This is a genomic window from Actinoallomurus bryophytorum (assembly GCF_006716425.1).
In the GTDB taxonomy this organism is placed as follows: Bacteria; Actinomycetota; Actinomycetes; order Streptosporangiales; family Streptosporangiaceae; genus Actinoallomurus; species Actinoallomurus bryophytorum.
Genome location: NZ_VFOZ01000001.1, coordinates 5,027,736 through 5,051,774 on the forward strand (window position 1 = coordinate 5,027,736; position 24,039 = coordinate 5,051,774).

18 protein-coding genes and 1 pseudogene are annotated in these 24,039 nt (G+C 70.9%); 15 read left to right on the forward strand and 4 right to left on the reverse strand.

Going from position 1 to position 24,039, the window contains the following annotated elements; all coding sequences use genetic code 11:
- The first annotated feature begins 36 nt into the window (after positions 1 to 36).
- The 3 genes from FB559_RS23730 to FB559_RS23740 are packed head-to-tail and all read left to right on the forward strand — an operon-like array spanning position 37 to position 3,388.
- Positions 37 to 1,395 carry an MFS transporter gene (locus FB559_RS23730; RefSeq protein ID WP_141957768.1) on the forward strand — a complete coding sequence of 453 codons (1,359 nt, stop codon included), beginning with the start codon at positions 37 to 39 and terminating at the stop codon, positions 1,393 to 1,395.
- A 27-nt stretch (positions 1,396 to 1,422) separates the two neighbouring features.
- Positions 1,423 to 2,505, forward strand: coding sequence for a cupin domain-containing protein (locus tag FB559_RS23735; RefSeq protein ID WP_141957770.1), 1,083 nt, complete (start codon positions 1,423 to 1,425; stop codon positions 2,503 to 2,505).
- Between the two features lie 13 nt (positions 2,506 to 2,518).
- Positions 2,519 to 3,388, forward strand: a complete 870-nt coding sequence (locus FB559_RS23740) for a fumarylacetoacetate hydrolase family protein (protein WP_141957771.1) — start codon at positions 2,519 to 2,521, stop codon at positions 3,386 to 3,388.
- On the opposite strand, the gene FB559_RS23745 is transcribed toward FB559_RS23740, so the two are convergent.
- Entirely contained in the window at positions 3,389 to 4,768 is a 1,380-nt protein-coding gene (locus tag FB559_RS23745; protein WP_141957773.1) for an FG-GAP-like repeat-containing protein, read from the reverse strand.
- 425 nt (positions 4,769 to 5,193) lie between these two features.
- Here FB559_RS23745 and FB559_RS23750 point away from each other — a divergent pair, with 425 nt between their 5' ends.
- The 5 genes from FB559_RS23750 to FB559_RS23770 all read left to right on the forward strand — a co-directional run bounded on the left by FB559_RS23750 (position 5,194) and on the right by FB559_RS23770 (position 13,340).
- Entirely contained in the window at positions 5,194 to 8,142 is a 2,949-nt protein-coding gene (locus FB559_RS23750; RefSeq protein ID WP_221640146.1) for a M36 family metallopeptidase, read from the forward strand.
- A gap of 200 nt (positions 8,143 to 8,342) precedes the next feature.
- On the forward strand, positions 8,343 to 9,566 hold the full coding sequence (locus FB559_RS23755; RefSeq protein WP_141957775.1) for a hypothetical protein: 1,224 nt from the start codon (positions 8,343 to 8,345) through the stop codon (positions 9,564 to 9,566).
- On the forward strand, positions 9,553 to 10,353 hold the full coding sequence (locus FB559_RS23760; protein ID WP_141957777.1) for a ferric reductase-like transmembrane domain-containing protein: 801 nt from the start codon (positions 9,553 to 9,555) through the stop codon (positions 10,351 to 10,353). The genes FB559_RS23755 and FB559_RS23760 overlap by 14 nt, the downstream gene beginning before the upstream one ends.
- Positions 10,350 to 11,867, forward strand: a complete 1,518-nt coding sequence (locus tag FB559_RS23765; RefSeq protein ID WP_141957779.1) for an NADH-quinone oxidoreductase subunit NuoF family protein — start codon at positions 10,350 to 10,352, stop codon at positions 11,865 to 11,867. Before FB559_RS23760 ends, FB559_RS23765 begins: the two co-directional genes overlap by 4 nt.
- A 252-nt stretch (positions 11,868 to 12,119) precedes the next feature.
- A complete protein-coding gene (locus tag FB559_RS23770) occupies positions 12,120 to 13,340 on the forward strand; it encodes an IS110 family RNA-guided transposase (protein ID WP_246121622.1) in 1,221 nt (406 codons plus the stop codon).
- Between the two features lie 56 nt (positions 13,341 to 13,396).
- Here FB559_RS23770 and FB559_RS23775 read toward each other — a convergent pair whose 3' ends face one another.
- On the reverse strand, positions 13,397 to 13,936 hold the full coding sequence (locus FB559_RS23775; protein ID WP_141957781.1) for a hypothetical protein: 540 nt from the start codon (positions 13,934 to 13,936) through the stop codon (positions 13,397 to 13,399).
- A gap of 88 nt (positions 13,937 to 14,024) precedes the next feature.
- Positions 14,025 to 14,150, reverse strand: a complete 126-nt coding sequence (locus tag FB559_RS46275; protein ID WP_281286284.1) for a hypothetical protein — start codon at positions 14,148 to 14,150, stop codon at positions 14,025 to 14,027.
- Positions 14,151 to 14,412: 262 nt separating this feature from the next.
- Between FB559_RS46275 and FB559_RS23780 the strand changes: the two genes are divergently transcribed.
- The 6 genes and pseudogenes from FB559_RS23780 to FB559_RS23800 all read left to right on the forward strand — a co-directional run.
- On the forward strand, positions 14,413 to 15,180 hold the full coding sequence (locus FB559_RS23780; RefSeq protein WP_141957783.1) for a bestrophin-like domain: 768 nt from the start codon (positions 14,413 to 14,415) through the stop codon (positions 15,178 to 15,180).
- Between the two features lie 121 nt (positions 15,181 to 15,301).
- Entirely contained in the window at positions 15,302 to 16,711 is a 1,410-nt protein-coding gene (locus FB559_RS23785; RefSeq protein WP_141957785.1) for a cytochrome ubiquinol oxidase subunit I, read from the forward strand.
- A 14-nt stretch (positions 16,712 to 16,725) separates the two neighbouring features.
- On the forward strand, positions 16,726 to 17,730 hold the full coding sequence (gene cydB / locus FB559_RS23790) for a cytochrome d ubiquinol oxidase subunit II (RefSeq protein ID WP_141957787.1): 1,005 nt from the start codon (positions 16,726 to 16,728) through the stop codon (positions 17,728 to 17,730).
- Positions 17,727 to 19,382, forward strand: coding sequence for a thiol reductant ABC exporter subunit CydD (gene cydD, locus FB559_RS44795; protein ID WP_221640147.1), 1,656 nt, complete (start codon positions 17,727 to 17,729; stop codon positions 19,380 to 19,382). Before cydB ends, cydD begins: the two co-directional genes overlap by 4 nt.
- The gene (cydC, locus tag FB559_RS44800) at positions 19,379 to 21,127 is read left to right on the forward strand and encodes a thiol reductant ABC exporter subunit CydC (protein WP_221640148.1); all 1,749 of its coding nucleotides are present in this window, start codon (positions 19,379 to 19,381) and stop codon (positions 21,125 to 21,127) included. The genes cydD and cydC overlap by 4 nt, the downstream gene beginning before the upstream one ends.
- A gap of 40 nt (positions 21,128 to 21,167) precedes the next feature.
- Positions 21,168 to 21,731, forward strand: a pseudogene (locus FB559_RS23800) (MFS transporter); the annotation flags it as partial.
- Between the two features lie 27 nt (positions 21,732 to 21,758).
- On the opposite strand, the gene FB559_RS45665 reads toward FB559_RS23800, so the two are convergent.
- Positions 21,759 to 22,391, reverse strand: coding sequence for a protoglobin domain-containing protein (locus FB559_RS45665; RefSeq protein WP_246121979.1), 633 nt, complete (start codon positions 22,389 to 22,391; stop codon positions 21,759 to 21,761).
- A gap of 528 nt (positions 22,392 to 22,919) precedes the next feature.
- On the opposite strand from FB559_RS45665, the gene FB559_RS23810 reads away from it, so the two are divergent.
- Positions 22,920 to 23,948 carry a fatty acid desaturase family protein gene (locus tag FB559_RS23810; protein WP_141957792.1) on the forward strand — a complete coding sequence of 343 codons (1,029 nt, stop codon included), beginning with the start codon at positions 22,920 to 22,922 and terminating at the stop codon, positions 23,946 to 23,948.
- Positions 23,949 to 24,039 lie beyond the last annotated feature (91 nt).

Below are 24,039 nucleotides of genomic sequence, written 5' to 3' on the forward strand. Positions count from 1 at the left end.
CCCGGACCGCCCCCCATCACGGTCAAGGAGGCTCCCATGGCCGCCCCCGACGCCGGCCCCGGCAACCAGCCGGACGCCCGCGAAGAGCTCCGCTCCGCAACCATGTCGCCGTTCCACTGGTCCCTCATCGTCTCGATCATGGCGGCGACGATCTTCGACGGGTACGACACGCTCAACCCGTCCTACGTCATCCACTACGTCGTCAAGCCGTGGGGCCTGAGCCACAGCGAGACGGGTTTCCTCGTGTCCGCCGGGCTGATCGGGTTCGCGGTCGGCGCCCTCGCCCACGGACCGATCGCGGACCGGTACGGTCGCCGGCCCGTGCTCCTGTTCGCGCTGTCGTTCGCCGGGGTGTTCAGCGTGCTGACCGCCACGCTGGCCGACTCGTTCGCCGCGTTCGTGACACTGCGCGGCATCACCGGCCTGAGCCTGGGGGTGATCATGCCGCTGGGCACCGCGTACATCAATGAGTTCACCCCGGCCGCCAGCGGCAACCGCATGGGCACGCTGGGCATCTCCGGATACGCCTTCGGGGGCGTGCTCGCGTCGGCCGCCGGGATCTGGCTCACTCCCGCCCACGGCTGGCAGGTCCTGTACTGGCTCGGCGGCCTGTCCATCCCGCTCGCGCTGGTCCTGTGGTTCACCCTGCCCGAATCCGTGCAGTTCCTGGTGATGCGCGGCCGTCACGAGCAGGCCGGCGCCGTGCTCTCCCGCGCGCGCCGGGACCGGGCGTACGCCGGTGTCCGGTTCGTCCGGCCGAGTGAGCGTGCCCGTACGGTGGAGATCTTCAAGACTCTGCTGTCGAACGAGTACCGGCGCACCACGATCGCCCTGTGGGCCTGCGCGTTCCTCGTGCTCTTCGACATCTACGGCCTGTCCGGCTGGATGCCGACGCTGATGGAGGCGCGCGGCAACGGTTTCGGCACCTCGTTCTCCTTCGGCGCGTTCCTGCAGATCGGAGGCGTCGCCGGCGGCCTGTTCATCGCGCTGCTCGACGACCGCGGCTGGACGAACATGCGGCGCGGACTCGTCTACCTGCTCGCGCTGGCCACGGTCGCGGTGGCGCTCATCGCGGCGATCCACGCCACAGTGATCAACATCGTCCTCGTCGTGGTCGCCGGGTTCGGTATCGTCGGCGGCCAGTTCGTGCTGAACAACCTGTGCGCCCAGTCGTACCCGACACATGTGCGCAGCACCGGTACGGGCGCCATGTTCGGCGTCGGCCGCGTCGGCGCGATCCTCGGCCCGTACATGGGCGGCTGGCTGCTCGGCTGGTTCCACGACGACAACACGGTGCTGTTCGTCGCCGTCGCCGTGGCGGCCGCGATCGGCGGCCTGGTCGCGCTCAGCCTGGGCGGCCGGTCGAGAGTGCTCACCGCACCCGTGGCCGCCTGAACCCCCCGGATGGAAGGTCCCCTCCCCATGACGATAGACACCGACCAGGCACTGGACGCGTTCTACCGCGACGTCGACGCCGTCGGTCTGGCTCCCCTGTGGACCGTCACCGGCGAGCTGCTCACCCCGGTTCCCCGCCCGAAGGCGGTGCCGTGGCTGTGGTCCGCGAACACCTACCGGCCCCTCGCCGAACGCGCCATCGACCTCATCCCGGTCGAGCGCGGCGGCGAGCGCCGCGTGCTCAGCCTGCGCAACCCCGGCCTGGGCGGGCAGCCGTACGCCGCGGGCACGTTGTGGGGCGCGGTCCAGTGCCTGGGCAAACGCGAGACGGCGCCCGCGCACCGGCACACGCCGGGGGCGATCCGCTTCGTCCTTGAGGGGGAGGGCGTCTTCACCACGGTCAACGGCGACGCCTGCGACATGCACCCGGGGGACCTCGTCCTCACGCCGGGCTGGGCCTGGCACGACCACTCCAGCACCTCGGACGCGTCCATGCTGTGGTTCGACGGCCTCGACCTGCCGATGATCCAGGCCCTGGACGGCATCTTCTTCGAGCCCCACCCGGAGAACAGCCAGCCGATCGAGGGAGCGCACAACCGGTCGGTGGCGGCGTACGGCACCGCCGAGGGAAGGTTCGCCGACGACCAGGTCACCGAGGCGCTCGACCAGACCGCCTCACCCCTCCTCGTCTACCGCTGGACGGACACCGCCGCCGAGCTGGACCGGCGCGCCGCCGCACGGCCCGACGCCGCCACGGTCGCGGTGGAGTACGCCAACCCGCGCTCGGGCGCGAGCGTGCTGCCGACCCTCGCCTGCGGAATGCGGCGGCTGGTCGCCGGCCGGTCCACGACCCCGTACCGGCGTTCCGGCAACCAGATCTTCGTCGTCCACCGCGGCACCGGGCACAGCGTCATCGACGGCCAGCGGTTCGACTGGCAGCACGGCGACATGTTCGTCGTCCCGTCCTGGTCGGCCGTCGAGCACCGTGCCGAGGAGACGGCCGACCTGTTCACCCTTGGCGACGCACCGGTCCTGCGCGCGCTCGGCATCTACCGCGAGCAGACCCTCGACGCGCCGCAGGACGTCACCTCCACCTTCGTCCCCCAGTGAAACAAGGAGCACCGTGAAGCTCGCCCTGTTCGATGACCGGCGTCTCGGAGCCGTCACCGCTGACGGGATCGTCGACGTGACCGAGGCTTTGCCGTGGCCGCACGACGCCGACCCGCTGACGGCCGGCTGGTGGCGGCGGCTCTGCCGGGACTTCGACGCCGTACGCCCCGGCCTGGAGGAGGCCGCGGCCCGTGGGACGGCACGTCCGGCCGAGGGCGTACGGCTGCTGGCCCCGGCGCTCAACCCCTCCAAGATCGTGGCCTGTGCCAGCAACTACGCGGCGCACGTCGAGGAGATGCACGGCGTACAGGAACGGACGCTCGGCGGGGTCGAGTCGTGGATGATGAACTTCGACGTCTTCCTCAAGGCGCCGTCCTCGATGAGCGGGCCGCGCGAGGACATCGTCCTGCCGCCCGCCGAGGTCGAGGCCGGCCACGAGATCCACCACGAGTCCGAGCTCGTCGTGGTCGTGGGCAAGGGAGGCAAGGACATCCCCGAGCGTGAGGCCCTCGCCCATGTGTTCGGGTACACGATCGGGCTCGACATCACCGTCCGCAGCACCGGGGACCGTTCGCGGCGCAAGAGCTATGACACCTTCAGCCCGGTCGGGCCGTGGATCACCACGAGCGACGAGGCGAGCGACCCGGGCGGCTTCCAGATCGACCTGGTCGTCAACGGGGACGACCACCGCCAGCACGTCACGACCAAGGAGATGATCACTCCCGTCCCGGCGGTCGTCTCCTACGCGTCGAGGATGATGACGCTGCTTCCGGGCGACCTCATATTCACCGGAGCGCCACCCGGCGTCGGGCCGATCCGCCACGGCGACGTGCTGGACACCCGGATCAGCGGCATCGGTGAGATGCGCGTGTCGGTCGTCTGACTACGGATACGGACGGCCGTCGAGTACGCCGCCGAGGCTCGTGTGCGGTGCGCCGCACATCATGACCCCGCCCCGCGTGCCGACCCCGGCGGCCGTCCCGCGCAGGACCATGACCGCACCGCGCCCGTTGCCCTCCGCCGGGGCCGACGCGGCGAGCTCGGCCCGGCTGTCGCCGTCGAGGTCGGCGAGGGCCACGGTCCTGCCGAGACCGTCTCGGTCCCCGGCCACGCCGGGGGCGCCGTCCTTCCCCTCCGCGATCACCTGCGCGCCGGTGCCGGAGATGCCGCTCGCCCCTCCGTAGAGCACCGTGACCGAGCCCGCCGTGACCCCTCCGACGCCCTGTGCGGCCCCCAGGGCCACGTCGGCATGGCCGTCGCCGTTGACGTCACCCACCGCCAGGGAGTTGATGAGCCCTCGGTTACGGAAACCGACGTAGGCGCCGCCCGTGTCCAGGCCGCGTGAGGTGCCGGGATAGACGGTGACCTCGGAGCCGTTTTTCACGACGACGTCGGCGTGGCCGTCCCGGTCGACGTCGCCGACGCCCAGGTCGGTCAGGTTCTCAACACGGGGGCTAAGGTCCTTGCCGCTCTTCGGCGTGAGGCCGCGCGCCGAACCGGCGATCACGTTGATCTCGTACCCCGCGTCTGCCGGGTCGTCGACGCCGGTCTCCGCGACGAGGTCGTCGTAACCGTCGCCGGTCACGTCGCCGGTCGCGAGCCCGGTGATTCCCGCCGGCTCCTTAGGACCCGAGTCGAGGTCGGCGCGTTCGGGCGAGCGCAGGCGAAGGTGGGCCGCGCCATAAATCACTTGGACCGTGCCAGCATTGCATTCGGCCGCGAGGTCATCGAAGGAATCGTTGTTGAAATCGCCGACGGAAAGGATGCCGCCGAACGACCAGCAGTCCTTACTCACGGCAAGAGTGACCGCCTGACCGTACGAGCCGCCGCGGGCGCCGAACACGATCGTGACCGAGCCCGGGTGGATGGGCCCGCGCCCGACGCCCGTCGTGCCGACCGCCAGATCGGTATGGCCGTCGTGGTCGAAGTCGCCCGTGGCGACCGCCTCGCCGAAGCCGCCGCGGCTCGCGGGCTCGCCGGGAACTCCAGGGCTCGTCTGGTCGATCCTCCGCCGGTTCGCCGGGTCGACGCCCTTTCCGTAGTCGGGCACCAGGACGACATAACCCGCCCCTTTGTACGAGCCGACCTGGCCTTTCGGGACCCCCAGGGCGAGCAGGCCGGTCGCCTCGGCGTTCGGCGGACGCGCCGTGCCCGGCGTGGAGACGGGCACGCAGTCCTCGTGCCTCCCGGGCTGCGCGGTGTCACATCCAGTGATCAGCAGACCGATCACTACGGCGCTCCAGCGCAGATGGCGAGCACGCATTCGCCCCTCCAAGCGCTCGTTGTCGGATCACGATGGCACAGTCCGGCCGCGTTCGTAGAGTCATGGGTCCGTTACGGTCCTGACCTCTGGTTATGACTACCAGTAATCATTTGTTCTCGATTTCGAGCGTTGACGCTCATTTATCGCCGCCTTATGCTCCCCACGGATTTACCGGGCGTGAAGGGAGGCGGCGGCGTCAGGTTGCGGATTATTCATCAGACCGCGCCGACGTAACGTATTTCCTCCGCACCGTCCCGCGGGTGGACACGGCCAACCGTGCAGCCAGCCCGCTGTATTCGAAGTGCCTGATAGGCCGATCGCGATTGCCGCTCTTTTCCCCCGTCTTTCGTGACCCCTGAGGTGGTACAGCCGTGCGCAGAGCAAGCAGCAGAGCAAGGACCCGTCGACTGATCGCGGTGGCGGCGGTGAGCGCGCTTTTCGGCGTCGGCATGAACGGGGTGGCGGCCGGTGCTCCACCAGGCGTGCCGAAGGACCCGTCGCACCATCAGAGCGCCGGTGACCGTGACCTGCGCCCGGGGCTGCGCGCCCCGTCCGCGGCCCAGCGCGAGCTGGCCGTACGGCAGAAGGTCACCGCACGGTGGAACAGGCTGGGCACGCCCGCCAACCTGACGCCCCAGGGAAAGGCGCTGGCCGAGGGCCTGCCCGCCGACCCGGCGACGGCGGCCCGCACGTACATCGCGCAGCACCGGGACCTGCTCGGGCTGTCGCAGCAGGCCGCCGACTCCCTCGAGGTCGTGGCGGTCAACCCGATCGGCGCGGGATCGTCGGTCCTGCTCAGGCAGCACTTCGGTGACCTTCCGGCCGGCTACGACGGACTGGCCGCGGTCGGCGTCGCGGGCGGCAAGGTCTACCTGGTCAGCTCGACGCTGGCCCCGGACGCCCCGGCCCCCGCCCCGGCCACGCTGAGCGAGAAGCAGGCGCTGCAGAACGCGATACGGGACGCGGCCCTGAACGGCGGGACCGTCACCGCCGAGGGATCCTCCGGCGGCTGGAGCCGTTTCTCGGCCGACGGGCTGAGCGGCACGCAGAGCGTGAAGCCCGTCGCGGTACCGATGCCGCAGGGCGGCGTACGCGCGGCCTACGAGGTCTCCGTCAGCGACAACGACCCGAACGGCGCGCAGGCCTACACCAGCTACGTCGACGCCCGGTCCGGCGACGTCCTCATCCGCGAGGACAACGTCGTCGACGAGGCCGACGACCCGCAGTGGAAGGCCTTCCCGGAGAACCCCTCGGCGGACTACCGCTCTCGCGACACCCGCGAGACCTGGTGTTTCACGAAGACGCGCGGCTGTGACCGCGTCGTCGGCAACCCGGCCTCGCCGCTGCCCTGGGACGTCGACCCGAGCGTGAGCGCGACCGAGTCGACGCACACCACCCGTGGCAACAACGAGTGGGCCGCGCAGGACTGGCTCGACGCCACCGGCCGGGGTTTCAACCTGGCCGGGTTCGCCACCCCCAGCCCGGACCGTGAGTACACCTACCCCTGGACGAACCAGTGGTACGCCTCCAAGTGCTCACCGGCCGCCTTCGACAGCCCGCAGCGCAATGACATCGACGCCGCGGACACGAACCTCCAGGCCATGCACAACCGCATGCACGACTTCTCCTACAACCTCGGCTTCACCGAGACCGCATGGAACATGCAGGACGACAACTTCGGCAAGGGCGGCCTCGGCGCCGACCCGGAGCACGGCAACTCCCAGTCGGGCGCGCGGGTCGCGACCAGCCTGATCCGGGACAACGCCAACCAGTCCACCGGACCTGACGGCATGCCACCGACCACCAACATGTACCTCTGGCAGGCCATCGCGGGCTCCTTCTACTCCCCGTGCGTTGACGGCGACTACGACATGTCGGTGATCGGTCACGAGTACACCCACGCCATCTCCAACCGGATGGTGGCCGGCCCGGACCGCGGCCTCAGCGGTTTCCAGGCCGGCTCGATGGGCGAGTCGTGGTCCGACCTGGACGCGATGGAGTACCTCGCGGCGAACGACCTCGTCCCGCACGGCCAGTCGCCGTTCGTCACCGGCCAGTACGTCACGGGCAACAAGGTGCGCGGCATCCGCGACTACGACCTTTCCAAGAATCCGCTGAACTACAGCGACCTCGGCTTCGACCTGACCGGCCCCGAGGTGCACGCCGACGGTGAGATCTGGAACGGCGTCAACTACGACCTCCGCCAGGCGTTCATCAAGCGGTACGGCGCGGGCAGCACCGCCCTGAGCAAGTCGTGCGCCGAGGGGAGGACACCTGTCGCCAGGTGCCCCGGCGACCGGCGGTGGATCCAGCTCGTCTACGACGCCTGGCTGCTGATGGCGAACGGCGACGTGTCGATGCTGGACGCGCGTGACGCGATGCTCGCCGCGGACCAGCTCCGCTTCGGCGGAGCCGACCAGGACCTGCTGTGGAACACCTTCGCCGGGCGTGGCATGGGTGACGGCGCGGTCAGCAACACGAACGCCGACACCGACGCGACGCCCGGCTTCGCCTCGCCGAAGGCCAGGAACGCCGCCGTACGCTTCCGCGTCGTGGACGACACCGGTGCCCAGGTGCCGAACGCGCGGGTCTTCGTCGGCGACTACCAGGCACGCGCGGTGCCGGTCGCGGACACCGACGCGGCCAGTGCCCTCACGGACACGGCCGCCATGGTGGCGGGGAACTACTCCTTCGTCGCCCAGGCTCCCGGCCATGGCATGACCCGGTTCACCGCCCACGTGTCGTCCGGCTCGCACCGTACGGTGCAGGTGAGGCTCTCGCGCAACGTCGCCTCGGCGGCGGCGGGCGCGACGGCGACCGGTGACGGCGTCGACCTCGGCGCCCTCATCGACGACGACGAGGGCACGACCTGGGCCTCCCTGGGGGCGCAGGCCACGCCGGTGGCGGGCAAGCAGGTCACGGTGCGGCTCGCCGGACAGGGACCGCAGCACGTGCGGCGGGTCCAGGTCAGCGGGCTGCTGCGGCCCGCGAACGCGCAGGACCCGGGCGGTGACACCGCCACGCAGAACCGCTTCACCGCGCTGCGGTCGTTCAAGGTGCTCGCGTGCACGGCGACGGCCACGGTCGACTGCTCGCAGGCGAAGGACTACCGGCTCGCGTACACCAGTCCGCGAGACGCCTTCCCGGCGGCCAGGCCGCGGCCGGTGGCGCCGAACCTGACCATGCGGTCCTTCACGATCCCGAGGACCACGGCCACCCATCTGCGCTTCGAGGTCGCCGCGTCGCAGTGCAGCGGCAACCCGGACTACGCGGGCCAGCAGACGAACGACCCGAACGTCCCGACCGACTGCGTGACCGGAGCCGCCATCTCCGGCCAGGTCAGAGCGGCGGACTTCCAGGTCTTCACGCACTGATCCGACGGGACCGGCCAACGGTTCCGCACGGGGCAGGGGTCCTGCCGGTGGTGACACCGGTGGACCCCTGCTCCCGTGCGTAACCGGGGTCACGCAAGTTGCCAAGACCTTTTTAGTGATCTTTAGTGCCGCAAAACACCTCAAACTCGTACACTCCAGGCTCATCGGTTCGGATCACATTTCTCGTAGAGAGGTGGGCGATGCCCAGCCGACATCGGAAGGCCGCGGAATCTGGTCCGTCATCCAGGTTCGGCTCCGTTCTCTTCCTGGCCAACCGGGTCTCCGGATTCGGGATGGTGGTCGTGGTGACGGTCGGCATGATGCTGGCCGTCATCATCGAGCAGAAGATGTTCCCCGTCGGTTCCGTGCACCGGCAGCCGGTGGCGCAGGGACCGGGGCACGCGAAGCCACGGCCGAAACCCTCCAAGCACCGCCCGAGCCCGAAGCCGGTCAGCCCCGCGCACGTCCTGAACAAGCTGGTCCAGCAGGTCGCGCTGAAGGAGCGCGGGCCCGTCGCGCGGCATGAGTACGGCGCCCAGAAGATCGCGGCCCCGGTCGTCCGGGTCAACCGGTTCGGCTCACAGCGCCGCTGGGCGTTCGGCACCGAGGTCATCCCTCCTCCGCAGGGCACGACCGCCGTACCGGAGTCCTCGCTCTACCTGGCCCACGCCACCGGCGACAGCTGGAAGATCGCGCTGGCCGGCACCCCGGACTTCCCCGCCCTGCTGCGTGAGGCGCCCACCTCGGTGCTGCCCGGCGGCGAGCGGACCGCACTGGAGCGCTACGACGCGTCCGCCAAGTCCGCGTCCCAGAAGGCCAAGGTCACGCCCGTGAAGGCCAAGTCCCCCAAGGACCCGGCCGACGACGGGCTGATGCTGCCCTGGAGCGCCGGTCAGTCCTGGACCCTGCTGCCCGCCGAACTCGGATCCTCCTTCGACGGCGGAGACGGGCGGGTTCTCTCCGCCGGTACGGGGCGGCTCTACCGCCTGTGCTCCTCCAGCCCGGACCACGGCCTGGTCATGGTGATCGGCGACGACGGGACCGCCGCGGTGTACTACCAGCTGGACCAGATCACCGACGTGCCGGACGGCAGCCTGGTCCAGCAGGGCGACTACCTCGGACGCACGAGCACCGACCAGCCGTGCGGAGGCGGCCAGGCGCCGCACCGCCTCGTACGCTTCGGCCTGCGGAACGTCGACGGCCCGCTTCCGCTCGAAGGGGTGAAGCTCGGCGGCTGGACCCTGCACCAGAGCACCTCGGAGATCTTCGCCGAGCGCGACGGGCTCCGGGTGGAGGCCGGTAACCCCCTGCTCAACTTCGGCGTCATCACGTCGCCGACACCGGAGCCGAGCCCGAAGCACTCACCGACCAAGTCGCCGAAGGGTCCGCAGATCCCGCCCGAGGGCATCGATGACCAGACATGAGACGGCGGCCCGTGACACCGGGCGCCGGCTCTGGCCCCTGCTGATCACGCTGCTGCTCCTGATGGGCGCCGTCGTGGCGTCGCGTACCCACGCGGGCGCCGCCGCGGTCATGTGGCTCCAGGACTTCCTGGAGTTCTTCTCGGGTGTCTTCGCGCTGGTCGCGCTGACGGCGACCGTCGCGGCGGGTGTCGGCGCGGCGCAGCGCCTCGTGCCGATCCGGTTCCGCATCCTCGCCCAGGCGGTGCACCGCGCCATGGCGCTGATGGCCGTCGGCTTCCTGGTGGCGCACATCCTGTTGAAGATCATGGAGGCGCACGCGACGGTCCTGGACGCCGTCATCCCGTTCGCCGGAGGCCACGGCCGCGTCCTGTACGTCGGCCTGGGCACGATCGCGAGTGATCTTCTGATCGTGGTGCTGGCCACCGGGCTGGCACGCGGCCGCTTCGTCAGCGGCTCGCGGCCCTGGGTGTGGCGTGCCGTGCACGTCCTCGCGTACGTGATGTGGCCGCTGGCGATGATCCACGGGCTCAACGCGGGCCGGCCCCCGAAGTGGTGGGTGACCTGGAGCTACGTCATCTGCTTCGTGTTGGTGATGGCCGCGGCGGCGAGCCGGCTCCCGCGGCTGGCGCGGGACCGGCGCATGCTCCGCGCCCGCGCGCCGGAGCGCACGGCGGCCCAGGCGGCGACCCCGCGCGGGAGCTCGCCGCCGGTCGACGAAGTGCCGGACGCGGAGTTCTGGACCTCGCTGCGCAACGAGACGGCCGGCTGGATCGGTGATCGACGATGACGGAGTTCCGGTATCTCAACCCGATACGGATCGGGCGTGGGCTCGACAAGCTTCAGCGCGTCGACGGCGCCACCCACCGGGCCATCCACGGCAAGTTCCGCCAGCGGCGCCTGCGCGACCTGACCGCCATCGCCGAGGCGGTGCACCTGCGGGGCCGGGGCGGCGCGGCCTTCCCGTTCGCCCGCAAGCTGACCGCGGTGATGCGTACGGCCCGCACCCGCGACTGCCAGCCCGTGGTCCTCGTCAACGCGACCGAGGGCGAGCCGGCGAGCGCCAAGGACAAGTTCCTGCTCGCCCATACGCCGCACCTGATCCTCGACGGCGCCATGCTCGCCGCGAAGGCGATGGGCGCACGCGAGGTCGTCATCGGGCTCACCGACACGGGACCGGCGGCGCGCTCGCTGCGCAGCGCCGTCCTCGAGAGCGGGCTGCGCGACTTCGTACGCCTGGTCCAGCTGCCCGAGCGGTTCGTCACGGGCGAGGGCGGGGCACTGGTCAACGGCGTCAACGGCGGCCCGGCGCTGCCGCCCGGCCGCAAGGTACGCGCCGCGGACCGTGGCGTCGACGGCCTGCCCACGCTCCTGTCGAACGCCGAGACGTACGCGCAGCTCGCCCTCGTGTCACAGCTCGGCCCTGATCTGTACTCGGCGGTCGGGACGGCCGAGGAACCGGGCACGGTGCTCCTGACCGTCTGGGGCGCCGACGGGCTCCCCCGTGTCATCGAGGCACCGGCCGGCGTGCCCATGGCGCAGGTGCTCGACCTCGGCCAGGCCACGACCGGACAGGGCGTCCTGGTCGGCGGCTACCACGGCGCGTGGATCACCCCCGCCGCCGCGAACCGTGCGTGCGTCTCACGCGAGAGCATCGGACGGGCGGGCGGAGCCCTCGGCGCCGGCGTCATCATGACCCTCGGCGAGGACGTCTGCCCGCTCGGCGAGGTGGCACGGGTGGCGGCCTACCTCGGCGCCGAGTCGGCCGGGCAGTGCGGACCGTGCCGCCTCGGCCTGCCCGCCATCGCGCGGTCCCTGAACAGCCTCGTGGCCGGCCGGTCCACCACCGAAGCGCTGTCCGCCGTGTCCCAGGGGACCCAGACGGTGGTCGGCCGGGGTGCCTGCAAACACCCGGACGGCTCGGCCCGGTTCGTGACGTCGGCGCTCAGCACCTTCGCCGCCGACGTCAAGGTGCACCTGGCCAAGGGCACCTGCGGGCGTCCCGTACGCGGGTCGCTCCCCATCGCCGAGGACCTCATCGCGATGGAGACCGCCGAGGCCGAGGAGACCGGCCTTCGCATGACGGTCGACTGGACGCGCTGCGCGGGCCACGGCCTGTGCAAGCACCTGGTCCCGGAGCTGATCCAGCTCGACGAGCACGGCTTCCCCGTCATCTCGAACGCGGGTGTACCGCGACGGCTCGTCGGCGACGCCCGGCAGGCGATCGAGATGTGCCCGGCCCTGGCGCTCCGGCTGGGCGACTCCGCGGCCGAGACGCGGCACGCCGTGAAGGCGTCCCGCTGACCCATCGGCACCGGTCTCGCGAGCCCGCCAGGGTGCCGGCCCCGTCTGCCGTCCCTACCTTGATCGTGGGTTGCTCGGGCCGTCGTAGGGTGCTGGCGCCCGGGGGTGCCGGGTGTGGCTGTCTGCCGTCTGCCGCTTGTGGCTTGGGACGATTGGCCGCCCGGTGCCCCTGCGACGACCCTGGCCGCTGATTGAGAATTGCGAACACGTCGCTGTGTAGGGATGCGCCGGCGAGGTCGTCTTCGGGAACAGATGGCAAGTCGAGCCAGGGAGACGGCGTTGCAGCAGGTGTGGGCCGGTGTGGACATCGGCAAAGCTCATCATCACGCGGTGGTGATCGATTCTGAGGGCAGGCGGCTGCTGTCGCGGCGGGTGGCCAATGATGAGGCCGACCTGCTGGAGTTGATAGCCGAGGTCTGCGCATTGGCCGGCGAGGTGATCTGGGCGATCGATGTGCGCACCGGAGGCGCCACGTTGTTGGTGACGCTGCTGTTCTCCGATGGCCAGAAGGTCTTCTACCTCTCCGGTCACATGGTCAACCGGGCGGCCGATGGTTACCGCGGTGAGGGCAAGACCGATGCCCGCGACGCCGCCGTCATCGCCGACCAGGCCCGGATGCGCCGCGATCTGCGGCCGGTGCTTGATGAGGATGGGCTGATCACCGAGCTGCGGATGCTGGTGGCCCACCGCCAAGACCTGGTCACCGACCGGACCCGGGCGATCAACCGGCTCCGTGACCAACTCCTGAACGTCTGCCCGGCCATCGAACGCGCCCTGGACCTGGCCCACAAAGGCCCCCTGATCCTGCTCACCGGCGCGAACACCCCCGCCGCCATCCGCGGGCTGACCCCGGAGAAGCTGACGTCCTGGCTCCGCGAGAACGGAGTACGCAAAGGCGCCGCCGACCTGGCCGACCGAGTCATCCGCGCAGCCCAATCCCAGACCGCCGTCCTGCCCGGCGAACACATGGCCGCACGACTGACAGCCGAACTCGCCAAGCATGTCCTGAGGCTCACCGAGCAAATCGAGCACACCGACGCGCTGATCGAAGACCGGTTCGCCCGCCACGAACTGGCCGAAGTGATCACCAGCATGCCCGGCATCGGGACGCTGCTCGGCGCCGAGTTCCTCGCCGCCACCGGCGGAAACATGACCGCCTTCGCCTCCGCCGACCACCTCGCCGGCTACGCCGGCCTGGCCCCACGCCCCCACGACTCCGGCCGGATCAGCGGCAACCGCCACCGCCCGCGCCGCTACAACCGCGACCTCAACCGCGTCTTCTACACATCCGCCCTGATCAGCGTCCGCTACAACCCCGAATCCCGCACCTACTACGACCGCAAACGCGCCGAAGGCAAACTCCACACCCAAGCCGTCCTCGCCCTCGCACGACGACGCGTCAACGTCCTATGGGCCCTCATCCGAGACCGACGCTGCTACGAACTCACACCCCCGACCACCAAGGCCGCATGACCCCACACCGCCTTGACAACCCGATTGAGAATCGTCTCGGCGGTGGAGCCTGCTCGCTACGAGGCCCGGCGGTGCCCGGCGCGCTGGTAGGCGATGGCCGCCAGCCCGAATGCCAGTCCGCCGGCGGTGAACAGGAGATCGGTGCTGCCGCCGGCGAGCACCTCCCAGCCCGAAGGGTGCGCCGTGCCGGACACCTCTTCCATCGTCAGCCCGGTGAGCCCGTTCGGCAGGATCCCGGTCGCGCGGACGACGTCGTCGGCGACGCCCGCGAGTCCGCGGGCACCGAGCAGGACGCATCCGGTCCACGCGGCGGAGACGAGCACCGGCCGGGGGATCCGGCGGCCCCACGCCTGGGCGAGTGCCAGCGGAAGCACGGTCCCGACGGCGACCATGACGAGGACGACCACCGTGGACACCCACATGAGCACACGCGCTCCCCCGTGGTGCTCCGCGGTGGACGGGACCGCGAGACCGGTGGCGACCCAGACGACGTGCCAGGCGAGGAAGACCATCACCCAGGCGAACGCGGCGTAGGCGGTCCGTCGAACGGCCCGCAGGTCGTCGTGCGCTTCGGGCGATCTCAGTGTGGTGTTCACACTGACAAGGATCGGGAGGCGAGAAGGGGGAAACACCCCCCGCGAGAGGGGGCCGCCTCCCTCGGAATGGCGAGGTACGCCGGAGGCGTTACCTGCGCTTCCTGCCGCTGAGCAGCTTGTTCTCCTTCTTGCGCAGGCGCTTCTGCTGCTTGGGGGTCAATTCCTTCCGGCCGCTCTGCGCCAGGAAGTGCGCCTTCCGCGCCTTGCTGTCCATCGCTTCATCTCCCGGGAAAGATGATCGAAAGGTCGATTATCTTCCGAATCCGGGGATTGTGTAAATGGCCGCTGACGCCGAAAAGGGCCGGTCCGCGATGCGGCCGATCCGGATGTTCTTCGCGTGGAGCCCGAGGCCGGATGCGGTCTCCCGTTCCGGTCCGTTCGGACTTCACCTCTGTCACTGGCCGTGATAGTCAAATGACGGTAAGCCACAGGCCTGTGGCGCCCCTTCCACGCGTCGTGACGTTACGGAGCCGCTCATGCTCGTCAGCTTCCTCGCCGTGGTCGCGGCGGTCGGCGTGGTCATCCTGGCGGCGCGGCTGTTCGCGAAGTGGGGACACGGCTCCGATGACCGCGAGCACGACGGCACGACGTCCAAGCACACCGGGGCGATGCTGTCCGCGCTGTTCCTGATGGCGTTCGCGATCGCCATCGTCGTGCCGTGGACCACCGCCGACGCGGCGCGGCAGAACACCCATGCCGAGAGCCAGGCGGTCGTCGGTGCGTACTGGTCGGCGGCGGAGCTGCCCGCCCCGGTCGGACCCCGGGTGCAGGCCGGGATGCGGGACTACGTCCGGTTCGTCATCGGCAACGAGTGGAGCGACATGAAGCACGGCCGGCTCGATCCGGCCGGCTGGGCGCGCCTGGACACGCTGCGTACCGAGGTGATCGACCTGCGCGTACGGGGCGACCAGGCCGAAGACGCCCGCATCGCCGTCCTGGACCAGTTCCAGGCCATCTCCGCGGCTCGCAGTCAGCGCGCCCTCGACGCGAAGACGAGGCCGCCGTCCGCGCTGCTCTACCTGACCGCCCTGACCGGGCTGATGACGGTGATCTTCCCGTTCCTCGTCGGCGCACGGCCGCGGGGGATGACGATGATCCCGCTGGGGGTGATGGCCGCGCTGCTCGGCCTCGGTGTCTACCTCAGCTTCGACGTCTCCCACGTCTTCAGCGGCGGCCTGCGGGTCAGGCCGGACGCGTTCATCGCGGCGCAGCAGGAGTTCCAGCGGATCCCGGTCAGCCGGTAGCCCGCGCCGCCACCGCCCGCGCTGTGATCCTTCTTACTACACGCGGTAGTACTACGGCGCGTAGTATCTACTACGTGGCGTAGTACTACGTCGCGTAGTGAACAATGGGGGAGGCCGCGGGATGGACCCGCTCGACATCGCCCGGTGGCAGTTCGGCATCACGACCGTCTACCACTTCTTCTTCGTTCCCCTGACGATCGGCCTGTCCGCGCTCGTCGCCGGCCTGCAGACGGCCTGGGTGCGTACCGGCAGGACCGACTACCTCCGCGCCACCAAGTTCTGGGGGAAGCTCTTCCTGATCAACTTCGCGATGGGCATCGTCACCGGGATCGTGCAGGAGTTCCAGTTCGGCATGAACTGGAGCGCGTACTCCCGGTTCGTCGGCGACGTCTTCGGCGCACCGCTGGCGATCGAGGGGTTGCTCGCCTTCTTCGTGGAGTCGACCTTCCTCGGGCTCTGGATCTTCGGCTGGGACCGGCTGCCCAAGAGGATCCACCTGGCCTGCATCTGGCTGGTCGCCTTCGGGACGCTGCTGTCGGCGTACTTCATCCTCGCCGCCAACTCGTGGATGCAGCACCCGGTCGGCTACCACCTGAGCGGCGCCACCGGCAGGGCCGAGCTCACCGACTTCTGGGCCGTGCTGACCAACTCCACGATGCTGGTGGCCTTCCCGCACACCATCACCGCCGCCTTCGTCACCGCGGGCCTGTTCATCGTCGGCGTGAGCGCCTGGCACCTGGCACGGCGCAAGCACGTCGAGGTCTTCCGGTCGTCGCTGAAGATGGCCCTGGTCGTCACGCTCGTCTCGGCGGTCGGCGTGGCCATCACCGGCGACGTCCAGGGCAAGGTCATGACCGCGCAGCAGCCGATGAAGATGGCCGCCGCCGAGGCGCTGTACTCCACCGAACAGCCGGCCTCGTTCTCGATCCTCACCGTCGGCACGCTCGACGGCGGACGGGAGGTCTACAGCGTCAAGGTGCCGCGGCTCCTGTCGTTCCTCGCCACCGGCAGCTTCAAGGGCCGGGTGCAGGGGATCAACGACGTACAGGCGGCGGAGCAGGCCAAGTACGGTCCGGGGGACTACCGGCCGGTCATCCCGCTGGCCTACTGGAACTTCCGGATCATGGTCGGCGTCGGGTTCCTCACCGCGCTCATCGCCCTCCTCGGCCTGTGGCTGCTCCGGCGCGGGCGCCTGCCGTCGAACCGCTGGGTGTGGCGCGTCGGCGTGCTCGCGCTGGCGCTGCCGTTCGTCGGCAACTCCGCCGGCTGGATCTTCACCGAGATGGGCCGCCAGCCCTGGTCGGTCTACGGCGTCATGAAGACCGCGTCGAGTGTCTCCCCGACCGTCGGCGCCACATCCATGCTCATCTCGGTCATCGCGCTGACGACGCTCTACGGCGTCCTGATGGTCATCGAGGCGGGCCTGATGGTGCGTTACGTCAAGGCCGGGCCGCCGTCTGAGACCGAGGTCCTGGCGCCGCCAGGCGGGGACGGTGCCGACTCCGAGCAGTCGCTCACATTCGCCTACTGAGAGGAGCGCAGGCCATGGCCACCACGACCGTCTGGTTCATCATCATCGCCTTCCTCTGGACCGGCTACTTCTTCCTGGAGGGCTTCGACTTCGGTGTCGGCGTCCTGCTGCCCGTGCTGGGCCGCGACGACACCGAGCGCCGGGTCCTCATCAACACCATCGGCCCGGTCTGGGACGGGAACGAGGTGTGGTTCATCGTCGCCGGCGCCGCCACGTTCGCGGCGTTCCCGGAGTGGTACGCCACGCTGTTCAGCGGCTTCTACCTGCCGCTGCTAGCGATCCTGCTCGCGCTGATCGTGCGCGGTGTGGCCTTCGAGTACCGCGGCAAGCGAGACGACGCGCGCTGGCGCCGCCGCTGGGACCGGGCGATCTTCTGGGGCAGCGTCGTCCCGGCGTTCCTGTGGGGAGTGGCGTTCGCGAACCTCGTACGCGGCGTGCCGCTCGACGCCGCGCATGAGTACGCCGGCACCCTGGGCGACCTGCTCAGCCCCTTCGCCCTGCTCGGCGGGCTCACCACGCTGACCCTGTTCGTCCTGCACGGCGCCGTCTTCGTGGCACTCAAGACGACCGGGGACGTACGCCGCAGGGCCAACCGGGCCGCGCGCGTCATGGTGACCGCCGCGATCGCGGTCGGCGGGCTCTTCCTGCTGCTCACCCAGCTCCTGTACGGCAAGCCGGTCACCTGGCTCACCGTGGCGGCGGCCGTCACCGGGCTGGCCGTAGCCGCCGTCGCCGGCGCCCGCGGCCGTGAGGGCTGGGCGTTCGCCGGTACCGGCACGGCCATCGCGTTCGCCGTCGCGACGTTGTTCCTCGCGCTGTTCCCGCACGTCATGCCCTCCACGCTCGACGCCGCGAACGGCCTGACCACGAGCAACGCCGCCTCCTCCCCGTACACGCTGAAGATCATGACGATCGTCGCGCTGACGTTCACCCCGATGGTGATGCTCTACCAGGGCTGGACCTACTGGGTGTTCCGCAGGCGCATCGGCACACACCACATCCCGAGGCCGGTCGCGTGAGGCCCTTCGACCCCCGCCTGCTGAAGTACGCACGGACCACCCGTGCCTATCTCGCCCTGTCCGTGGCGCTGGGCACCGCCACCGCCGGTCTGGTCATCGCCCAGGCGACGCTGCTCGCCGACACGATCAGCCGGGCCTTCCTCGGCGGTGCCTCACTCGCGGACCTCCGTACGCCGATGCTGCTTCTCCTCGGGGTCGTCGCCGCGCGTGCCCTGGTCGTGTGGCTGCAGGAGGTCGCCGCCCACCGGTCGTCGGCCGCGGTCAAGTCGCAGCTGCGCGGCCGGCTCCTCGACCACGTCATGCGGCTCGGCCCGCAGTGGCTCTCGGGCGAGCGCGGCGGGGAGCTCGCCACCGTCGCCACGCGGGGGATCGACGCGCTGGACGGCTACTTCTCCCGCTACCTCCCCCAGCTCGTGCTCGCCGTCACGGTGCCCGCGGCCGTGTGCGCGCGGATCCTGCTCGGCGACTGGATCTCGGCGCTGACCGTCGCGGTGACCCTGCCGCTCATCCCGGTCTTCGCGATCCTGGTCGGGCTGTCCACCAGCGCGAAGATGGACCGGCGATGGCGGGCGCTGGCCATGCTCGCCGGCCACTTCCTCGACGTCGTCGCCGGCCTGCCGACGCTCAAGGTCTTCGGCCGGGCCAAGGCCCAGGCCCGCGCGATCCGCGAGGTCACCGACCGCCACCGCCGGGCGACCATGGCGACGCTTCGGGTCGCGTTCCTGTCCGCGCTCGTCCTCGAGCTGCTGTCCACGATCTCCGTCGCGCTGGTCGCGGTCTCGATCGGACTGCGGCTGGTCGACGGGCACATCGGCCTGCGGACGGCGCTGCTCGTCCTGATCCTCGCGCCGGAGGCCTACCTTCCGCTGCGCCAGGTCGGCGCGCAGTACCACGCCAGTGCCGAGGGACTCGCGGCCGCGGAGCGGATCTTCGAGGTGGTCCAGACGCCGCTTCCCGCGTCCGGCACCCGGACCGACGTCCCCGACCCGTCGCGCGCGACGATCCGCCTGGACGGGGTGACGGTGCGATACGAGGGCCGGGACGCCCCGGCGGTGGAGGATCTCTCGCTCACGGTGCGTCCCGGCGAGATCGTCGCCCTCACCGGTCCCAGCGGGGCCGGCAAGTCGACGCTGCTCGCCGTGCTTCTCGGGTTCGTACGCCCCGACGCCGGACGCGTGCTCGTCGACGGGACCGACCTGGCCGACCTGGACCCGGACGCGTGGCGCGCGCGGATCGCCTGGGTGCCCCAGCGGCCGTACCTGTTCGCCGGCACCGTTGCCGGCAACATCCGGCTGGGCCGTACGGACGCGACCGATGAGGACGTACGGCGCGCGGCGCGGGACGCGGGTGCGCTGGAGTTCGTCGAGACGCTCCCCCAGGGCTTCGCCACGCCGCTCGGCGAAGGGGGCACCGGGCTGTCCGCCGGACAGCGGCAGCGCGTCGCGCTGGCCCGTGCCTTCCTGCGCGATGCGCCGCTGGTGCTGCTCGACGAGCCGACCTCGAACCTCGACGCGGAGAGCGAGGCGGCCGTCGTCGAGGCCGTACGGCGCCTCGCGGACGGCCGCACGGTGCTTCTCGTCGCACACCGGCCAGCGCTCGCCGCCCTGGCCGGCCGTACGGTCCCGGTCGAGCCCGCAGGGGTGGCGGCATGAGCCTCATGCGGTTGGTCGCGTCGGCGCGGCCGGCACGCGGCCGCCTCGCGCTGGCCGTCCTGTTCGGCACGCTGGCATCCGGCGCCGGGGTCGGGCTGATGGCCACCTCGGCCTGGCTGATCTCACGTGCCGCCCAGCATCCGCCGGTGCTCATGCTCATGGTGGCGATCGTCGCGGTGCGCGCGTTCGGGATCGGACGCGGAGTGTTCCGCTACGCCGAGCGGCTGACCGGCCATGACGCGACCTTCCGTATCCTCGCCGCCCTGCGGGTACGGGTGTACGAGCGGCTCGAACGGCTCGTCCCGGCCGGGCTGGGGACGTTGCGCGGCGGTGACCTGCTCGGACGGGTCGTCGCCGACGTCGACGCCGTTCAGGACCTCTACCTCCGTGCCCTGCTGCCCGGCGCGGTCGCCGTCGTCGTCGGCGGCGCGTCGGCCGGCCTCGCCTGGGCGCTGCTCCCGTCCGCGGGAGCGGTGCTGCTGGCGGCGTTGCTGGTCGCGGGCGTCCTGGCCCCCTGGCTGTCCGCGACCGTGGCGCGACGTGCCGAACGCCGCGGCACCGACCTTCGCGGCGAGCTGACCAAGCAGGTGGTCGACGCGTTGCGGGGCGCGCCCGAGCTGGTGGCGTACGGTGCCGCGCCGGAGCGGCTGGCCGAGGCCGCGCGCCTGGACCGGGAGTCCACCCGGGCGGCGGCACGCTCCGCGGCGACCGCCGGCGCCGGTGCGGCCGTCTCGGCGCTGGCGGGCGGACTCGCCGTCTGGGGCGGGCTCGCCGTCGGTGTGCCGGCGGTACGGTCCGGGCGCCTCGACGGGGTGCTGCTCGCGGTGGTCGTACTGCTGCCGCTGGCCGCGTTCGAGGCCGTGGCCGGGCTCCCGCTAGCCGCGCAGTACCTGGAGCGGGTCCGCCGCTCCGCGACCCGTGTCTTCGCCGTACTCGACCGGGACGAGCCCGTGCGCGAGCCCGGTCGGCCGGAGGAACCACCATCGGCGCCGTACGTCCTGCGCGCACGGGATCTGCGTGCCCGGTGGACACCCGGGGGGCCGTACGCCCTCGACGGCGTGTCCCTGGACCTCACCCCGGGGCGGCGGTACGCGGTCGTCGGGCCGAGCGGTTCGGGCAAGACGACGCTCACGGCCGTGTTGCTGCGCCTGCTCGAGCCGGCCGGCGGCGAGGTGTCGCTGAACGGCGTGGACCTTCGCGCGCTGGCGGGCGACGACGTACGCCGCGTGGTCGGGCTGTGCGCCCAGGACGCGCATGTGTTCGACACGACGGTCGGGGAGAACCTCCGGCTCGCCCGCCCCGACGCCACCGACGAGCAGGTACGCGACGCACTGCGCGGCGCACGCCTGCTGGACTGGGTCGAGGGACTGCCCCGTGGCCTGGACACCCACGTCGGCGAGCACGGTGCCCAGGTCTCGGGCGGCCAGCGGCAGCGCATCGCGCTGGCCCGCGCGCTGCTCGCCGACTTCCCGATCCTGCTGCTCGACGAGCCTGCGGAGCACCTGGACGTCGCGACCGCCGACGAGCTCACCGCGGACCTGCTGACGGCCACCCGTGGGCGTACCACCCTGCTGGTCACGCATCGGCTGGCCGGGTTGGACGCGGTCGACGAGATCGTCGTGCTCGACGCCGGCCGCGTGGTCGAGCGCGGCAGCCATGCCGGGCTCCTGGACCGGCCCGGCGTCTACCGGTCGCTGTGGCGCCTCGAGCGCCGCGGCGACGAGGCGCTCGGCGCGCTCGCGTGAGCGCGCCCCGTGCCGCCGGATCCGGCCGGCCGCCGATGGGATGCCTTCGCCCGAACGCGGAAATACCGGTCTGGTGCCGGCCATCGGGTCGCGGGTCTTTCTCTCCGGGCAGGCCGTGTCGCTGCTGGGCGACGGGCTCGCCGTCCTGGCCATCCCGCTGCTGGTCCTGGGGCTGACCCACAGCCCCCTCCTCACCGCCCTCGCCTCGGCGCCGCGCACCATCGGCTACCTGCTCGTCGGCCTGCCGTCGGGGCCGATCGTCGACCGGACCGACCCGTGGCTGCTGCTGGTCGCGATGGACATCGTGCGGGCCGCCATCTTCGTGGCGCTGTTCCTGCTGAGCCTCACGCACGTACGGTCCGTGGCCGTGATCCTGGTGCTGGCCACGGCGGCGGCCGGAGCCGGGGTCTTCTTCGAGTCCGCGCTGACGGTCGCGGTACGGGACGTCTTCACCGGGCCGGACCTCATCCGCGCGAACTCCTTCCTGGAGATGGCCGGGCAGACCTCGGTGGTCATCGGTCCCGCCGTGGTCGGCGTGCTGGCGGCCGGCTTGGGAGTCGGCGCCGGGCTGCTGGTCGTCGCCACCGCCGCCATCGCCTGGGCGGTCGCGCTACGGCGGCTGGCCCACGGCCTACCAGTTGGCGGGGTCGACGTACGCGCGGGTCCAGACGGTCACGTGGAGCATGACGGACTTGGTGAAGGCCGAATGCATGCGGTCGACCTGCTCGGCCGAGGCGCCCTTGGCCCCGAGGTAGTCGCGGGCGGTGGCGATGACGACCGCGGTGAAGGAGAGTAGGTAGCGCAGCGGGATCTGGTCCGCCGAGTCCGCGTTGTCGGTCTTGTTCTTCTTCGCCTTCGTGTGCCGTAGGCCGATCTCGTACTGGTAGTTGAGCCAGTCCTGGTCCAGGGGACGCGTGCAGGCGTCGATGATCCACCGGTCGAAGCGCGGCTTCGACGCGGCGCCGTACTCCGGGTTGGGCGTGCCGTCGGGATGGCCGGAGTACGGGGCCAGCCACGGCTGCTCGTGCAGCCGCGCACGGTAGGCGGTGACCATGTCATCGGCCTGGTCGGCGAGGATCCCGGCCGCCTCGCGCAGCGCCTGTTCGTCGTCGGCGGTCAGCCACACCGCCTCCTTGAGCCGGTCGAGCTCCTCCATCGTCAGCGGCGCGTCGGAGGCCGCGTCCGTCCCGTAGGTGTAGCCCGGGATCTGCTCGGGGTGCTCGGTGACCAGGTCCGGCGTCGGGGTGTGCTCGTGCTCGGTCATCTGAGGCTCCTTCGCGATGCGGGAAACGCGCCAGAACGCGAGACCCTCGCGCCGAACTCGATCGTGTTCGCCGGTCCCCGTCGCGCTCTCGGGCGCTCCGCCCGCCGGACGCGCCCCCTGCGCTGAACTCATGTCCCCGCCGGTCGAGCGCGAAACCTGATGTTCATCTACGCGGGAACCCCCCTGCGGCGGCCCGCCGGACCGGCGTCTCGCCCGGTGCCCGCCGATTAAAAAATGAGAAAAGTGCAGTTCAGTGCCTGTAAAACCTTCATCGCCCGCGAATTGACGAGTACGGTGACGTGGATTCTCCCGGCGAGCGCCCGTTTCGAAGGTGTCGGCAGCACCACCGTCAGGGTGGGGCCTGCCTCCCACGTTTCGGGGGGCTGACCGGTTCGATCTCCGGGCCAGACGATTTCTATGGTTTTATGCAGACCCAATGGAATCGGCGGCTCACCGGACCATATTCCCGGCACCGCTGTGCCCTGGGTCAGGTCGCGTCCGCTCCCCACTGCGAAGAGGACTCCGTAAATGCCAGAGAGCACCCTGACCAGGCATGGCTTCCAGCCATTGATACGCCAGATCCGCGACGAGGGGCTGCTGAACCGGCGTCCCGGGTACTACGTGCGGTTGATCGGGGTGGACCTGCTGCTGTACGCCGCCGTCTGGGTGGCCGTCGCGTTCGTCGGAGACTCGTGGTGGCAGCTCGCGCTGGCCCTGCCGGCCGCCGTCTTCACCGCCCGCATCTACTTCATCGGCCACGACGCCGGGCACGGCCAGATCGGGAGCACCCGGAAGGTGAACCGCCTCCTGGGATTCCTGATCGGCAATCTCCTGATCGGGCTGAGCTACGGCTGGTGGACGGACAAGCACAACCGGCACCACGCCAACCCGAACCACACCGACAAGGACCCGGACGTCGGCGTGGGCGTCCTCATCTGGACGCCGGAACAGGCGATGGCGCGGCGCGGAGGATTCGTCGGCTGGCTCACGCGCCACCAGGGGCGGCTCTTCATCCCCCTGCTGCTCCTGGAGGGCATCAACCTCAAGGTGACCAGCATTCGTTCGGTCGCGGGCGAGCTGAGGAGCGAGAACCGCAGCAAGCGTGACCGGGCCCGGGTCGAGGCCGTGCTGCTCACCGTGCACTTCGCCCTCTACTTCGGGCTGCTCTTCACCATGATGTCTCCCGCCCTGGCGGTCCTCTTCTTCTTCGTGCACCAGGCGCTGCTGGGCGTCCACCTGGGCGCCGCGTTCGCGCCCAACCACAAGGGCATGCCCGCCCCGGGTCCGGACGAGCAGTGGGACCACCTCCGCAAGCAGGTCCTCACCTCACGGAACGTGCGCGGTGGCCGGGTGACCGACTGGTTCCTGGGCGGCCTCAACTACCAGATCGAGCATCACCTCTTCCCGAGCATGCCGCGCCCGCACCTGAGGCGCTCCCAGCCGCTGATCCGTGCCTACTGCGAGCTCGCCGGCCTTCCGTACACCGAGGAGAGCCTGGTCGAGTCGTACGCCCAGGCGCTCCGGCACCTGCACGCGTGCGGTGCGCCGCTGCGCTGACCGGCGAGCGTGGGCTCTGACGCGGGCGCCCGGCCCGCCCGCGTCAGGGCGTGTCTGACAGATCGCGTTCGCGCAGTAGGACAGGGATTTG

Bases quoted from the DNA above. Each gene is read 5' to 3' on its own strand.
- cydC (WP_221640148.1), top strand. From the start codon at position 19,379: ATGAGCCTCATGCGGTTGGTCGCGTCGGCGCGGCCGGCACGCGGCCGC.
- FB559_RS23735 (WP_141957770.1), top strand. From the start codon at position 1,423: ATGACGATAGACACCGACCAGGCACTGGACGCGTTCTACCGCGACGTC.
- cydB (WP_141957787.1), top strand. From the start codon at position 16,726: ATGGCCACCACGACCGTCTGGTTCATCATCATCGCCTTCCTCTGGACC.
- FB559_RS46275 (WP_281286284.1), bottom strand. From the start codon at position 14,150: ATGGACAGCAAGGCGCGGAAGGCGCACTTCCTGGCGCAGAGCGGCCGG.
- FB559_RS23760 (WP_141957777.1), top strand. From the start codon at position 9,553: ATGACCAGACATGAGACGGCGGCCCGTGACACCGGGCGCCGGCTCTGG.
- FB559_RS23765 (WP_141957779.1), top strand. From the start codon at position 10,350: ATGACGGAGTTCCGGTATCTCAACCCGATACGGATCGGGCGTGGGCTC.
- FB559_RS23810 (WP_141957792.1), top strand. From the start codon at position 22,920: ATGCCAGAGAGCACCCTGACCAGGCATGGCTTCCAGCCATTGATACGC.
- FB559_RS45665 (WP_246121979.1), bottom strand. From the start codon at position 22,391: ATGACCGAGCACGAGCACACCCCGACGCCGGACCTGGTCACCGAGCAC.
- FB559_RS23730 (WP_141957768.1), top strand. From the start codon at position 37: ATGGCCGCCCCCGACGCCGGCCCCGGCAACCAGCCGGACGCCCGCGAA.
- FB559_RS23745 (WP_141957773.1), bottom strand. From the start codon at position 4,768: ATGCGTGCTCGCCATCTGCGCTGGAGCGCCGTAGTGATCGGTCTGCTG.
- FB559_RS23755 (WP_141957775.1), top strand. From the start codon at position 8,343: ATGCCCAGCCGACATCGGAAGGCCGCGGAATCTGGTCCGTCATCCAGG.
- FB559_RS23770 (WP_246121622.1), top strand. From the start codon at position 12,120: ATGGCAAGTCGAGCCAGGGAGACGGCGTTGCAGCAGGTGTGGGCCGGT.
- FB559_RS23785 (WP_141957785.1), top strand. From the start codon at position 15,302: ATGGACCCGCTCGACATCGCCCGGTGGCAGTTCGGCATCACGACCGTC.
- FB559_RS23780 (WP_141957783.1), top strand. From the start codon at position 14,413: ATGCTCGTCAGCTTCCTCGCCGTGGTCGCGGCGGTCGGCGTGGTCATC.